The organism is Kitasatospora sp. NPDC088548, assembly GCF_044753005.1.
Taxonomy (GTDB): Bacteria; Actinomycetota; Actinomycetes; order Streptomycetales; family Streptomycetaceae; genus Kitasatospora.
On the sequence record NZ_JBIVMI010000009.1, the window covers coordinates 206,384 to 220,824 of the forward strand.

Here is a 14,441-nt window from a genome sequence, read left to right on the forward strand (position 1 = left end):
AGGGCGGCTTCGACGACCACGAAGCGTTTCCCCCGTACCCGCCGTCATCTGCGATTGCCACCTGCCCACGCGGCGGGGCCCTTGCCGGGGTTCGGATATTCTGGACGAATGAGCGAGAACCCGCCCCCGTGCCCGAAGTGCTCCAGTGAGTACACCTACGAGATGAACGCTCTGCTGGTCTGCCCGGAGTGCGGCAATGAGTGGGTGCCCGCCGGAGGTGGCGACGCGGGTGACGCCACCGGCTCCGGGGATCGGGTGATCAAGGACGCCGTCGGCAATGTGCTGAACGACGGCGACACCGTGACCGTCGTCAAGGCCCTCAAGGTCAAGGGCAGCCCTTCGGGGATCAAAGCCGGCACCAAGGTACGGAATATCCGTCTGGTCGACGGTGTCGACGGCCACGACATCGACTGCAGGATCGAAGGATTCGGGCCCATGCAGCTCAAGTCGAGTGTGGTCAAGAAGGCCTGATCCATTCGGCCGTCATGAAATGCGGGTAAGGAGCCGTCCTGGCCCGCATTTTTGCATTGCGGGCGATCGCCACGGCATTGCGGGCGGGGGGCGACCCGAAAACCGCGGTCGCGCGGGTCGGCGGCGGGGGTGTGACGGGCCGGGGGGCCGGTGCGGACCGGGCGGGGCCCGGGTCGGGGTGCGGTGAAGGGGGGCCGGGCGGGGGCGCCGGCGGCGGGGGGGGGGGTTGCCCCGACGGTTCGGGCGGTTACCGGTTGTGGTCACGGGACGAGACTGCCCCGCCCGTTCCGGGTGAATGCGGGGCTCACCCGGATGAGTGATCGGGGCGGGGCGGTCCCGGTTCAGTGGGTGCGGGTGGGGTGTTTCGGGCCGGTCGGGTGGGGCACGGTCGCCGGGAGGGCGTGGCCGGTGGTGTCGTCGGTGCGCCAGGCCTGGGACTGGAAGGCGAGGAAGACCGCGACCCAGCGGTTCTCGGCGGGCAGGTGAATCAGCAGGCCGCCGTCCTGGTAGACACCGTCGTCGGAGCGGAAGCGGCCGCTGTTGCCCTGGTTCAGGTGGATGTCGTGGACGCCGTTGCCGGGCAGGAAGCCGAACACCTTGTCGGGGACCCCGGGTTCGGGCCCGAAGCGCTGGCCGAACAGGTAGACGGCGGCGGCCGGATCGTGGATCGCGCGCTGCACATGGCGGTCGAGCAGGTCGGCGAGGTCGTTGTCGGCGCCCGGCCGGTCGGGCGGCAGGACGCGCAGGCCGGCCGGGTCGAAGAGCCCGCCGCGGACGAAGTCCAGGGCGGCGGTGCCCGGTTTCGGGGGGAGGCCGGTCCAGCCGCTGCCGGCCGCCGGGAGCAGCGCGGTGACCGGGTGCCGGAAGTCGTCCACGGCGATGTAAAGCAGGTCCGAAGGGGACTGCTGCGACTGGACGTTGACCGCCGCCCGGTAGTGCGTGCCGTGCGCGTCGCGGAGGTGGATCTGGTAGTGCGGGGTGTCGGTGGCGCCCTCGCGGCGCCGGTCGACGGCGGTGGCGGCGAGCACGCCGTAGTTCTTGATGGGCATCGATGAGGTCCTTCGGCCGGTCAGGTGGGCGAGCCCCTCCGTTATCCCGTACCGGCCGCCGCCGGTACGGGCGAATCGACAGATGTTCATCCGGCGTACGCCGCAAGGGATTTCCGGAGCGGTCGGCGAACAGGGCCAGGCCGTCGGGCGGGAGGGCGGGCGGACGAAGGCGCCCGGCCCACCCCGAGGGGCCGGGCGCCGCGCCGCGTACCTGCTACGGCTGGATCCGGTGGGACTCCCCCAGCGCGCCCTCGATGCCCTGCACCATCCGCCAGAGCGGCGCGCGCCGGCTGGCGACCAGCACCACCACGTCGTCCTGCTCCGCGTCGCCGTCGGGCGCGCCCTCGGTGGACCGGTCGCTCCAGGTGCCGGTGACGAAGGCCATCGCCGCGTCCACCTCGGCGATCCAGTCGCTCTCGCCGCCCGAGCGCAGCCAGGTCCGCAGCGCGTGGTTGTGCGCCGAGACCACGGCGGCCGCGATCACGTCGGCCCGCAGCGCGCCGTCCGGGCGCTCGGCGAAGCGGCCGCGCAGGTAGTGCGCGAGCGTGTGCTCGTACCGCCAGACCACCGACAGCTCGTACGCGCGCAGGCCGGGCACCTTGCGGGTGAGCCGGTAGCGCTGGACCGAGAAGGACGGCTGCTCGGCGTACATCCGCAGGACGAGGCGGGCGGCGTCGCAGGCGTGCTTGACCGGGTCCTCCTCGCCGCTGCCGGACTCCAGGAACTCCGTCATCTCGGCGAGGCTGCGCTCGTGGTCGGGGAAGACCACGTCCTCCTTGGCCGGGAAGTAGCGGAAGAAGGAGCGCCGGCCGACCCCGGCGAGCGAGACGATGTCGTCGATGGTGGTCTGCTCGAAGCCGCGTTCCAGGAAGAGCTCGAAGGCTGCGGCAACGAGCGCCTCGCGCATCGCCGGCTTCGACGGCCCGTCGTTCATGGGCTGGTCCTGTTCTTCCTTCTCGCTCATTCCCGGGAACATAGCATCGGCTTTTCCGCCCGGTCGGACCGCGGCACCCGGTGGCCGGGCGGCGCCGCCCCAGGGCTACGGGAGGTTGCGGGCCATGACGATCCGCTGGATCTGGTTGGTGCCCTCGTAGATCTGCGTGATCTTCGCGTCCCGCATCATCCGCTCCACCGGGTAGTCCCGCGTGTACCCGTACCCGCCCAGCAGCTGCACCGCGTCCGTGGTGATCTCCATCGCCGCGTCCGACGCGAAGCACTTCGCCGCCGCCCCGAAGAACGTCAGATCGCCGTCCCCGCGCTGCGACCGCGCCGCCGCCGCGTAGGTCAGCTGCCGCGCCGCCTCCAGCTTCATCGCCATGTCCGCCAGCATGAACTGCACGCCCTGGAAGTCACCGATCGGCTTCCCGAACTGCCGGCGCTCCGCCACGTACCCCTTCGCGTAGTCCAGCGCCCCCTGCGCGATCCCCAGCGCCTGCGCCGCGATCGTCACCCGGGTGTGGTCCAGCGTCCGCATCGCCGTCGCGAACCCCGTCCCCTCCGCACCGATCATCCGATCCGCCGGGATCCGCACATTGTCGAAGTACACCTCACGCGTCGGGGACCCCTTGATCCCCAGCTTCCGCTCCGGCGCACCGAACGACACCCCCTCGTCGCCCTTCTCCACCACGAACGCCGAGATCCCCTTCGACCGCAGCTCCGGGTCGGTCACCGCCATCACCGTGTAGAACTCCGACACGCCCGCGTTGGTGATCCACCGCTTCACCCCGTTCAGCACCCAGGAGTCCCCGTCCCGCACCGCCCGCGTGCGCATCCCCGCCGCGTCCGAGCCCGCCTCCGGCTCCGACAGGCAGTACGAGAACATCCCCTCCCCCCGCGCCAGCGCCCCCAGGTACTTCGTCTTCAGCTCCTCCGAGCCCGACAGCTGCACCGGCATCGAACCCAGCTTGTTCACCGCCGGGATCAGCGACGACGAGGCACACACCCGCGCCACCTCCTCGATCACGATCACCGTCGCCAGCGCGTCCGCCCCCGCGCCCCCGTACTCCTCCGGCACGTGCACCGCGTGCAGATCGTTCGCCCGCAGCGCCTCCAGTGCCTCCTGCGGGAACCGCCCCTGCTCGTCCACCTCCGCCGCGAACGGCGCGATCTTCGCCTCGGCCAGCGAACGCACCGCCTCACGGAGCATCCCGTGCTCCTCGGAGATCCGGAAGAGGTCGAAGTCCTGGGTCATGATCGGCACTCCTGTTTCACGACGGCACTCAGTACCCTTCATTATGCATGTGTGCAGCAAAAAGGGAACTCAGTGCCTTCACAGGGCGGCACTGAGTTCCCTATTCTTTTTCTGCGGTACGCGGGCCGTACAGCGGGTGTACAGCGCCGCCGTCGTGCGGACTCCAGAGCCGGGCCGCCCCCGGCCGCACCGCGCCGCAGCGGAAAGCCCAGTCCGAGCGCAGGGAGAGACAGCGTGGTCCACTCAGCCATCGACACCGACACCGGGAGCACCCCGCTGTACTTCCAGCGCTGCACGTGGTGCCGCAACCCCACCTTCCAGCGGCTGCTCTGCCCGACCTGCGGCTCCACCGACCTGAGGCTGGAGCGGAGCGAGGGCACCGGGGTGGTGCGCAGCTGCGCGGTCGAGCAGGCGCGGACGCCGCTGGCCCGGCAGAAGTCGCTGATCAGGATGAACGAGGGCTTCGACGTCTGGTACATCGTCGGCGGGCTGCGCAGCACCGTTCCGGTGGGCACCCGGGTCCGGCTGACGCCCTCGGCCGGCTCCGACCACCCCGAACTGACCCTGCTGCCGCAGGAGGAGGCCGTACCGGCACAGCCCGCCGAGCCGCGCCCGCTGCCACCGAACCAGGGCGGTTTCACCCAGCATCTGGCGGCGTACGCGGAGTAGAGCCGGCCCGGCCTGTACGGCGGAGGGCGTGGCACCGGGTACCCGGTGCCACGCCCTCCGCCGTACGAGCCGGGGCGGGTCAGCCCTTGCGGGCCTTCACCTCGCCGGTGAGCTGCGGGAGGACGGCGAAGAGGTCGCCGACCACGCCGTAGTCCGCCAGCTCGAAGATCGGGGCCTCCGGGTCCTTGTTGACGGCCACGATGGTCTTCGAGGTCTGCATGCCGGCCCGGTGCTGGATGGCGCCCGAGATGCCGTTGGCGACGTACAGCTGCGGCGAGACCTGCTTGCCGGTCTGGCCGACCTGGTTGCTGTGCGGGTACCAGCCGGCGTCCACGGCGGCGCGCGAGGCGCCGACGGCCGCGCCGAGCGCGTCCGCGAGCTCCTCGACCACGCCGAAGCCCTCGGCGGCACCGACGCCGCGGCCGCCGGAGACCACGATGGCGGCCTCGGTCAGCTCCGGGCGGCCGGTGGAGACCCGCGGGGTGCGCGAGGTCACGGTGGCGGCGTTGCCGGTGAACGCGACGGTGACGTTCTCCACCGCGCCGGCCGCCGGAGCCGTCTCGGGGGCCACCGCGTTCGGCTTGACCGTGATCACCGGCACGCCGTGGCTGACGCGCGAGTCCACGGTGTACGAGGCGGCGAACACCGACTGGGTGGCGACCGGACCGTTGTCGCCGGCCCGCAGGTCGACGGCGTCGGTGATGAGGCCGGAGCCGAGGCGCAGGGCGACGCGGGCGGCGACCTCCTTGCCCTCGCCGGAGGAGGTGACCAGGACGGCCGCGGCCTCCGCGCCCTTGGCGATCTGGGCCAGCGCGTCCACCTTGGGGACGACCAGCTGGTCGGTGAACTCGGCGCCGTCGGCGACGTACACCTTCGCCGCGCCGTACTCGCCGGCCTTCGCGGCGATCTCGGCGGCGGCCGCACCGGCACCGAGGACGACGGCCGACGGCTCACCGATCCGGCGGGCCAGGGTCAGCAGTTCGAGGGCCGGCTTACGGACCACACCGTCGGCGTGGTCCACCAGGACGAGAATCTCAGCCATTGCGCTATGTCTCCGTACGTGGGTGGTGGGAAGGCTGGGTGGGGGCCGGGTGGAACCGGCTCAGACGGCTCGGGTGCGCCGGCTCAGATGAACTTCTGCGCGGCGAGGTACCCGGCGAGCGCCTTGCCGCCCTCACCCTCGTCCTTGACGACCGTGCCCGCGGTCCGCGCCGGACGCGCAGCCACCGACTCCACCGCCGTCCACGCACCCCCCAGACCGACCTCGCCCGCCCCGATCCCCAGATCATCCAGATCCAGCGACTCCACCGGCTTCTTCTTCGCCGCCATGATCCCCTTGAACGACGGATACCGCGCCTCACCCGACTGGTCCGTCACCGACACCACCGCCGGCAGCGCCGCCTCCACCAGCTCCGTCGCCGCGTCACCGTCCCGACGCCCCCGCACCACACCACCCGCGACCGACACCTCCGACAACAGCGTCACCTGCGGCACCCCCAGCCGCTCCGCCAGCAGCGCCGGCAGCACACCCATCGCCCCGTCCGTCGACGCCATCCCCCCGATCACCAGATCGAACCCCGTCCGCTCCAGCGCCTTCGCCAGCACCGCCGACGTCCCCATCACATCCGAACCGTGAACACCCTCGTCGTTCACGTGCACGGCCCGGTCCGCACCCATCGACAACGCCTTGCGCAACGCGTCCTTCGCATCGTCCGGCCCCACCGTCAGCACCGTCACCCCGGCACCCTCGTTCGCCTCCGCGATCCGCAGCGCCTGCTCCACCCCGTACTCGTCCAGCTCCGACAGAAGGCCGTCCACGCCCTCCCGGTCGGTGGTGTGATCCTCCGCGAAACGACGGTCCCCCGTCGCATCCGGCACGTACTTCACACAGACAACGATCCTCAAGCTCATGAGCGGTTCTCCTGTAACGGGTGCACTGGTCCATGGCCTCAGGTCATGCCCAGGGTACTGAGTGCCAAGTCCGGCCCGGCCGCACCCTGCGAGCAGCAAGCGCCGCCTGGACCGGCATGCCGTGTCGGCTCTCTTCGACTGACGTCAGAGGCTTCACCGAGAGAATACGGCACTCAGTACCCCGCGTAAAGGAACTCAGTACCCTTCGCCCGTCGTCGAGAGGCCCGCAGCCGCGCGGCAAGGTTTCCGCAAGCACCGTCCAGAACGCGGCATGGAATCCGCCAGACCTCGCGGGCACACCCCCGGCGGGGCAACCGATCGGAGGCCCCGACCGGGATCAAGGAGGGGGAACGAGATGACCTTGGTGCACGGGGAACAGCACACGACGGTCGGCGGTGGCCGGCGATGGGCGACGCTGCCGGGCTGCAAGGAGGTGCTGGTGGTCGCGCAGACCGCCGTGTACGCCCAGCGGCTCCACGACATCTACACCCTGCTCGGCGCGGACCTGCGGATCCACGTGACGTTCACGGTGGCGCCGCACGCGTTCAACGGGGGCGCCGAGACGCACATCCGGCTGCTCGGCGGCACCGTGCTGCCGTGGGAGGAGGCCGTCCGGCGCGAGTTCGACCTGGTACTGGCCGCCGGCTCGCAGGGGCTGGAGCAGCTGCACGGGCCGCTGGTCCGGCTGCCGCACGGCGCGCGGCACATCAAGCTGTCCCGCACGCCCGGCCCCGGCGGCGAGCGCACCGCCAGCGGACTCGGGCCGGAGTACGTCGTCTGGAAGGGCCGGGTGGTCCCGGAGTCGTACGCGCTGGCGCACCAGGACGACCTCGCCGAGCTGGCCCGCGGCTGCCCGGAGGCGCTGCCGGTCGCCGAGGTCGTCGGCGACGCCTGCTACGACCGGATCGCCGCCGCCCTGCCCGCGCGGGAGCGCCACCGGGCGGCGCTGGGGCTGCGGCCCGACGAGAAGCTGGTGCTGGTCTGCTCCACCTGGGGATCGGGCTCGCTGTTCACCCGGCTCGACGCGGTACTGCCCCGGCTGGCGGCGGAACTTCCCCGGCACGGCTACCGGACGGCCCTGCTCGTCCACCCCAACGTGGCCGCCGCGCACAGCCCCTGGCAGGTCCGTTCGTGGGCCATGGCCACCGCGCGGGGAGCGGTCACGGTGATCCCGCCGGAGGCGGACTGGCGGCCGCTGCTGGTCGCCGCCGACTTCATCATCGGCGACCACGGCTCGGTGACCCTCTACGGCGCGATGACCGGAGCGCCGATCCTGCTGGCCCAGTACCCGTACCGGGACGTCAACCCGCGCTCGCCGGGCGCGCTGCTGGCCCGCACCGCGCCCGCGCTCGACCCCACCCACCCGCTGACCGGCCAACTCGCCTACGCGGCCGCGCAGTACCGCCCCGAGGAGTACGCCGCCATCGCCGACGGGATCACCTCCGAGCCCGGCCGGTTCGACCGCAACATGCGACGGCTGCTCTACCGCGTGGTCGGCCTCGGCCAGCCCGCCCACGAACCTGAGCCCCCGGCGCTGCCGCTGCCGGCCCCACTCGACGGCCCGCCGGCACCGGTGCCGCTCGCCTCCGGGCGGGCATGACGGTGGCCGCACTGCACACGGTGCGCCTCACCCCGGCCGACGGTCTGGTGCCGTCGGCCGGGCTCCCCGCCACGCTGTTCGAGGCCCGGATCCACTCCCCCGCCGGCGCCTGCCACGGTCTGCTGACCAGCTGCCTGCCACCGGACCCGGGCGCCGACCAGCCCCGGCGCGCCTTCGTGGACGAGCACCTCGCGCTCGACCTCACCGGGCCGGACGCCGCCCGGTGGCGCCACCACGCCGACGTCCTCCACCTCGGCACGGCCACCCCGGAGGGCGCGCTGGAACAGCTGACCGAGGCGCTGCGCACCCACCCCGGCTGCGCGGTGGTCACCGCCGACTGCGGTGCCGGGACGGTACTCGTCCTCGCCCGCACCGGCGGACGGCTGGCGATGCGTCTGCGGGACGGCACGAGCGGCCCGCGCTCGTCCTGGCAGCGGCTGGCCATCGGCTCGCTCGCGCACGCCTGGCTCGCGGCGGGCCGCGGGCTGGCCGAACTCACCGGCATGGCCACCTCGGCCTACTACTCCTACGAGTTGCTCGACACCTGCCTCAGCCGTCCGCCGCGTGCGGCCCATCGGAGTCATCAGAGCCATCAGGGTCGCCGGGACCGCCGGGATCGCCCGGGCGGGGGGTGAGGCCCGGACCGTCGTCCAGCGCACCGATGCGGCCGGCCAGTCTGGCCGCATCGGGCGCGCCGAGCTCCCGGTAACCGGTCAACGACGCCTGGAACCGGGCCCTCGCCTCGGCCGTCCGGCCCCTCAACCGCTCCAGCTCGCCGGAGAGTTCCAGCACCCGCGCCTCCCAGAGGCGCGCGCGTCCGGCCCGGAACCCGTCGAGCGCCTGCGCGAAGCAGCGCTCGGCGGGCCCGTACGCGCCGAGCGCGCTGTGCGCCTGCCCGAGGAACGCGAGCGCGCGGGCCGCCTCGTACGCGTCCGGGATCTCGGCCAGCTCCCGATGGGCTGTGGTGATGATGCCGACGGCCTCCTCCGCACGCCCTGCGGCGAGCAGGACGTCGCCGAGACTCAGCCGGGCCAGCGCGGCGCCCCGCACCAGGCCCTTCGCCGCCCGAATCCCGGCGGCCTCGTCGAGGCAACCGGCCGCCTCGGCCAGTCGGCCCGCCGTCCGGTGGGTCTGGCCCAGGCCGTACAGCGCGTCCGCCTCCGCGAGGGGGGCGGCCGAGCACCGCGCCAGTTCGAGCGCCTCGGCGAACCAGTCGGCGGCCTCCTCGTCCTCCCGGGCGTTGCGCAGCCCGTGGCCGCCCGAGGTGAGCAGCCGCAGCTCGCCCGCCCGGTGGCCGGCCGCGCGGGCGGCGGCCAGACCGGTCCGGTGCGCCTCCACCCAGAGCCGCGCCGGGCGTAAGCGCAGGAACAACGGCCACATGGCGTCGGCCAGTTGCCAGGCCGTGGCGTGCCGACCGGTCTCGGCGGCCCAGCGCAGCGCGGCCATCAGCCGGTCGCGTTCGACGTCCAGCCAGCCGAGCGCCTCGGCCTCGTCCTCGAACACCCTTGCCGGGCGGGCCGGTTGACCCGCGTAGTCGCGGGGCAGCGTGCGGTGGCTGGGGCTGATGAGCTCCTCGGCGGCGGTGGCGGACGCCAGGTACCAGTCGAGGACGCGGTCTGCGGCCGTCCGGCCGGGCGGACCGTCGCGCAGGGGCTCGCCGCAGGCCCGGGCGTGCAGCTTCACCAGGTCGTGGAAGCGGAAGCAGCCGTCGCTCAGCTCCTCCAGGAGATGGACATCCATCAGCCCGTCGAGCAGCCGATCCGCCTCGGGCGCCCGCAGGTCGCCGGCCACACAGGCCACCTCCAGGGTGAACTCGGCGAACGGCAGCAGCCCCAGCAGGCCGTAGAGCCGGGCCGCGTCCGCCTCCAGCACCTCGAAGGACGCGTCCAGGACGTTGCGCACGGTCTCCCCCTCCACGTCGAGTGTCGCCAGCCGATCCGCATCCTGCCCCAGCGCCCGCGCGGTGACCGCGAGCCGCTGGACCGGGCGCGCCGCGATCCGGGCGGCCGCCAGGCAGATCGCGAGGGGCAGGTCCGCGCAGCGTTCCACCACCTCGGCCGCGGCCGCCTGTTCGGCGGCCACCCGGCCTTCGCCCACCCGTTGGGCGAGGATCTGCGCGGACGCGGCGCGCGCCAGCAGCCCCAGCGGGTGGAACACCGCGCCGTCTATCCCCAGCCCGGTCAGCCGGCGGCGGCTCGTCACCACGACCACCGCGTGCTCCGAACCCGGCAGCAGCGGGCGGACCTGCGCGGCCGTGGACGCGTTGTCGAGCAGCACCGCGATCCGGCGATCCGCCGCCACGGACCGCCACAGCGCCACGCCCTCCGCCAGGTTCCCCGGCACCGGACCGACCCCGAACGCCCGCAGGAACCCGCCCAGCGCCTCCACCGGATCCACCGGCCCGCCCGGGGCATGCCCGCGCAGATCCGCGTACAGTTGTCCGTCCGGAAACCGCCCGGACAGCCCGCGCAGCCACTGCGCGGCCAGCGCCGTCTTCCCCACCCCGGCCGGCCCGGTCACCACCACCGTCACATCCGCCGCCGCGGGCTCCGCGACCGACACCCCCAACGACTCGTCCAGCGCCGCGAGATCACCCTCCCGGCCGACCAGCCGTCTGGGCACCGGCGGGAGTTGCCGCGGCACGGGAAGCGCGGGCGCGTGCAGGTGAACCCCGCCGTGGATGGCCCCGGCCTGCACCACGGTCCCGGTGACGCGGGCGTCCTCGATCGAGTTCCGCTGGACCGACGCCGGAAGATCCGCCTCACTCACCGGCGGCCCCCGCCGCCCGCGTTCGCCGTTGGTGCCATTGGTGCCGTTGGTGCCATCGGTTTCCCCCGCCCGCAGACCAAAGCATCCGAGTGGTGGCGCCGTTGAGTTGATCAATTACCGTACAGCCACTACCACATGAATCACAGTCATATCGAGAATTCGTTGGAAGCGCTACTCCCGGAACAGGCCCAGTGCTATAGCCCGAGCCCCCGGAGACATGCGATGCTCACCTGCGACACGGCAAGCTGGTAGCCAACCGGCGGGGGGCGTCGAATTGGAGTTCCATCTCCTTGGTTCAGTTGAACTGTCGGTGAACGGGAGGGTGTTGCCGCCTGGTCCGGGCAAGCAGCGCCTCCTGCTGGCGGCCTTGGCGCTGGATGTCGGCAAGCCGCTGTCCCATGAATCACTTGCGTACCGCCTTTGGGGTGAAGACCCACCTCCAAGCGCGGTTGGCAGCCTCTACAGCCATGTGTCACGCCTTCGGGGCAATCTCCTCAGGGCCACCGAGGGCAAAGGACTGGACCACCCGGGTGAGGCCGCCGAAATAGACACCCAATCGCACACGTACGTACTCAGGGTGGACCCCCAGCTGATCGACTGGCACCGCTATACCGACCTCTCCCGCCGGGCCCGCACCCTCGCCGACAACGGCGAGGACACCCAGGCCCGCACCGTGCTGAGCCGCGCCGAGGAGCTGTGGCGCGGCGAGCCACTGGCCGGCCTCCCCGGCTCGTGGGCCCAGGCCACCCGCACCACCATGACCGATCAGCGCCTGGCCACCACCCTCCTGCGCGTCGAGGTCGAACTGCGCCTCGGCCGCTTCAGCGACCTGGTCCCCGAGCTCACCGCCCTCCGCGAACAGCGCCCCACCGACGAACGCCTCGCCGGCCACCTGATGACCGCCCTCTACGGCTCCGGCCGCCAGGCCGAGGCACTCGGCGTCTACCCCGCGGTCGTCCGCCTCCTACGCGCCGAACTCGGCACCGCCCCCGGCCCGGAGCTGAACCGGCTCCACGAGCTTGTTCTCCGGGTTGCACCGGTCACCGAACTGCTCGCGAGACCCCGGCCGTCATCGGACAGGTCCACCGCAGAGCCTCCGCACAGTCCCTCCAATCTCCCTGCCCGCCAAAGGCTCGTCGGCCGGGAGGCGGAACTCCGGCATCTGCTGTCCAACCACTCGGCGCACACCGACGGCGGAGGAGTCCTCACGGTCGAGTCCATCTCCGGCATGGCCGGGGTCGGAAAGACGGTCGTCGCCCTGAACGTGGCACACCTCCTTCGCAGCAGCTTTCCCGACGGCCAGTTCTACCTGGGCCTGCGTGCACACGCCGGTTCACAACGACCGCTCACATCGGACGCTGTCTCGACCTCGCTGTTGCGCCTCCTGGGAGTGCCGGCCGCATCGATCCCCCTGGAATCGGACGAGCTCGGAGCCCTCTGCCGAACGCTCCTGTCGGAACGGCGCGCCGTGCTCGTCCTCGACGACGCGAGCAGCCCAGAGCAGATCCGCCCGGTCCTGCCCGACTCCCCGTCGTCCCTGATAATCGTCACCAGTCGCCGGCGCCTCGCCGAGCTTCCCGGAGCCCGGCCACTCTTCCTCGACGTATTACTGGTCGATGACGCCGTCGAGTTCTTCAGCGGACTGGTAGGGGCCGAGAGAGCCGATAGCCGCGACAAGGTTGTTGACGTGGTCCATCAGTGTGGACTGCTCCCTCTGGCCATCGAGTTGGCCGCGAGCCGCTTCAAGGCCCGACCCTCCTGGTCCCTTGACCATCTGATCCACCGCCTCTCCCGCAAGACGGGACGTCTCGACGAGATCAGAGACAGTTCCGCAACCATCGCCTCGGCCTTCGAGCTGTCGTACCTGTCACTGCCCGACGAGCACCGCGAGGCGTTCCGCAGGCTCGGGCTGCATCCCGGGCCGGACTTCGGGGTGCACACCGCAGCCGCCCTCATCGGGCAGTCCCCCGACCGAACGGATCAGATCCTCGAACACCTCATGTTCCACCACCTCATTCAAGAGCGGTCTCCTGAGCGCTACCAGTTCCACGACCTGATCCGCGAGTACGCAGCCTTCCTCGCCGAACAGGAGGAGAGCGCCGAATCCCGGGACGCCTCGATCCGCCGTCTACTCGGCCTCACGATCCACGCGACCGATCGCGCCGACCGCCTGCTCCACCCGCATCGCCCGCGACTCAGTTATCCAACACCCGATCAATTTGCTTATTCCACAGAAGTGCTGTTCAGATTCGAACTCGATGACCCGGCCTGCGCCCGAACCTGGTTGGAGACCGAACACGCTTCCCTCACCGCCCTTGAGGAACACGCACGACAGCTCGGCCTTCCGGAGGCGAGCGCGTGGCTGGCACACCTCCTCGCGGCCCACCTCGACACCCAAGGACACTGGGCCGAGGCGCGGCAGATGCAGGTGCCCGCGGTGCTGCACTGGCGGACCACCGGGAACGCCCGCCATGAGGCATGGGCACTGATCGACCTGGGCACGACACTCATTCACGCGTCCCGCTACGCGGAGGCGTGGGAGGTCCTGAAACACGCGCTCTCCGTCGCACGGAGCGTCGCCGACATCAACGCCACCGCCGAGACGCTGGGCAAGATCGGGGAACTGTACTGGAACCAGGGCGATCTTGCGTCCGCCCTGGCCGTTCAGCAGGACGCAATGAACGAGAGAAAGGAGGGCCGGGACCACTGGAACACGGCACGCTTTCTGAGCAATATCGGCGTCATCCATCTCTGCATGGGTAATTACCGAGCAGCCCTCGCGGCCTTCACCGACGCTCTTCCCCACGCCCAATCTTTTCCTGATTTAAGCCTCGAGTTCAAAATCCTCAACAACATGGGCGAACTTCATCTAGGAATGCGTGACCGGAAGTCCGCACAGCGCGCATTCGAGCAGATCCTCAGGATGGGTCAGGGCGAAATATCTCGCACGGACCTCGCCACGGTCAAGATCAACTTGGCCGCCACCCTCGACCTTCCACAGGAGTTCGACCGGGCCATGTCGCTGTGCCACGAGGCCCTCGCCACGTTCCGTGAACTCAAGAGCCCTCGAAACGAAGCCGACGCACACAACGAACTCGGCGCCATCCTGAGCTCCGTCGGCCACCACAGTCAAGCGAAGGCACACCACAGCAAGGCGCTTGAACTCGTCCAGTCGGTCGGCGCGGCACGCGAGGAAACCCGCGCACTCCGAGGACTCGGCGAGGCCGAGCACGGGCTCGGACTCATCGAACGGGCCATGGAGCACCTCAAGGCCGCCGCCGCGCTCGCACAGGAACTCCAGGCCCGCGAGGAGGAAGTCCGGGCATGGGAGGCCCTGGCCGAGATCCAGGTGCACACCGCGCAGACCGAAGACGCCCGGGCCTCGATTCAGCGTGCTCTTGATCTTCTTCAGGCAATTGAAGTGACAGATCCGATCACTCTCGGACGCCTAACGATCATGCTGGAGTCCCTGGGGGAATAATTTCGATCACTTTCGCTGCGAAGATCCTTTTCCCTGTTCTAGTGATCCCAATCTGGTCGTCCACCTCTATGATTCACTCGAACGACCACCGCACCACTAGAACGTTAGGCTCCTTCATGCTCAAGTCGGCTTTGGCTACGCTCACGATCCTGCTCGCCTTCGGATCGCTGGGCGCCCTCGGCTCGCCCCTCCTCGACCCGCCCGCCCACCAGCATCAGACTGTGGTCGGCGACGAATCCACAAGGCTCACCGCCCACCAGCCGCTCTGGGCGATAGTGGACGCACGAGGGGTCTAGCCAG

12 protein-coding genes are annotated in these 14,441 nt (G+C 71.1%); 6 read left to right on the top strand and 6 right to left on the bottom strand.

Going from position 1 to position 14,441, the window contains the following annotated elements; genetic code table 11:
- Positions 1–108 precede the first annotated feature (108 nt).
- Positions 109–471, top strand: a complete 363-nt coding sequence (locus ACIP82_RS14690) for a zinc ribbon domain-containing protein YjdM (RefSeq protein ID WP_363608841.1) — start codon at positions 109–111, stop codon at positions 469–471.
- A gap of 341 nt (positions 472–812) precedes the next feature.
- Here the strand turns inward: ACIP82_RS14690 and ACIP82_RS14695 are convergent, their stop codons facing one another.
- The 3 genes from ACIP82_RS14695 to ACIP82_RS14705 all read right to left on the bottom strand — a co-directional run bounded on the left by ACIP82_RS14695 (position 813) and on the right by ACIP82_RS14705 (position 3,711).
- Positions 813–1,520: a DUF2278 family protein gene (locus ACIP82_RS14695; protein WP_400653643.1), complete on the bottom strand. Its 708-nt coding sequence runs from the start codon at positions 1,518–1,520 to the stop codon at positions 813–815.
- Positions 1,521–1,734: 214 nt separating this feature from the next.
- Positions 1,735–2,427, bottom strand: coding sequence for a TetR family transcriptional regulator (locus tag ACIP82_RS14700; protein WP_363608853.1), 693 nt, complete (start codon positions 2,425–2,427; stop codon positions 1,735–1,737).
- A gap of 132 nt (positions 2,428–2,559) precedes the next feature.
- Positions 2,560–3,711 carry an acyl-CoA dehydrogenase family protein gene (locus ACIP82_RS14705; protein WP_363608845.1) on the bottom strand — a complete coding sequence of 384 codons (1,152 nt, stop codon included), beginning with the start codon at positions 3,709–3,711 and terminating at the stop codon, positions 2,560–2,562.
- A 234-nt stretch (positions 3,712–3,945) separates the two neighbouring features.
- Between ACIP82_RS14705 and ACIP82_RS14710 the strand changes: the two genes are divergently transcribed.
- Positions 3,946–4,380 (top strand): hypothetical protein, encoded by a 435-nt coding sequence (locus tag ACIP82_RS14710; protein WP_363608847.1) that lies wholly within the window; start codon positions 3,946–3,948, stop codon positions 4,378–4,380.
- A 79-nt stretch (positions 4,381–4,459) separates the two neighbouring features.
- Here the strand turns inward: ACIP82_RS14710 and ACIP82_RS14715 are convergent, their stop codons facing one another.
- Positions 4,460–5,422 carry an electron transfer flavoprotein subunit alpha/FixB family protein gene (locus tag ACIP82_RS14715; protein ID WP_400653644.1) on the bottom strand — a complete coding sequence of 321 codons (963 nt, stop codon included), beginning with the start codon at positions 5,420–5,422 and terminating at the stop codon, positions 4,460–4,462.
- Between the two features lie 83 nt (positions 5,423–5,505).
- Positions 5,506–6,291 (bottom strand): electron transfer flavoprotein subunit beta/FixA family protein, encoded by a 786-nt coding sequence (locus tag ACIP82_RS14720; protein ID WP_400653645.1) that lies wholly within the window; start codon positions 6,289–6,291, stop codon positions 5,506–5,508.
- Positions 6,292–6,646: 355 nt separating this feature from the next.
- On the opposite strand from ACIP82_RS14720, the gene ACIP82_RS14725 reads away from it, so the two are divergent.
- Both ACIP82_RS14725 and ACIP82_RS14730 read left to right on the top strand, forming a co-directional pair.
- Entirely contained in the window at positions 6,647–7,891 is a 1,245-nt protein-coding gene (locus ACIP82_RS14725; RefSeq protein WP_400653646.1) for a hypothetical protein, read from the top strand.
- Positions 7,888–8,526, top strand: coding sequence for a hypothetical protein (locus ACIP82_RS14730; RefSeq protein WP_363614186.1), 639 nt, complete (start codon positions 7,888–7,890; stop codon positions 8,524–8,526). The genes ACIP82_RS14725 and ACIP82_RS14730 overlap by 4 nt, the downstream gene beginning before the upstream one ends.
- Here the strand turns inward: ACIP82_RS14730 and ACIP82_RS14735 are convergent.
- Positions 8,441–10,660, bottom strand: coding sequence for an ATP-binding protein (locus ACIP82_RS14735; RefSeq protein ID WP_400653647.1), 2,220 nt, complete (start codon positions 10,658–10,660; stop codon positions 8,441–8,443). The two genes, ACIP82_RS14730 and ACIP82_RS14735, sit on opposite strands and share 86 nt — an antisense overlap.
- 274 nt (positions 10,661–10,934) lie before the next feature.
- On the opposite strand from ACIP82_RS14735, the gene ACIP82_RS14740 reads away from it, so the two are divergent.
- Together ACIP82_RS14740 and ACIP82_RS14745 are read left to right on the top strand one after the other, a co-directional pair.
- Positions 10,935–14,141 (top strand): AfsR/SARP family transcriptional regulator, encoded by a 3,207-nt coding sequence (locus tag ACIP82_RS14740; protein ID WP_400653648.1) that lies wholly within the window; start codon positions 10,935–10,937, stop codon positions 14,139–14,141.
- A gap of 131 nt (positions 14,142–14,272) precedes the next feature.
- Positions 14,273–14,437: a hypothetical protein gene (locus tag ACIP82_RS14745; protein ID WP_400653649.1), complete on the top strand. Its 165-nt coding sequence runs from the start codon at positions 14,273–14,275 to the stop codon at positions 14,435–14,437.
- Positions 14,438–14,441: the final 4 nt, after the last annotated feature.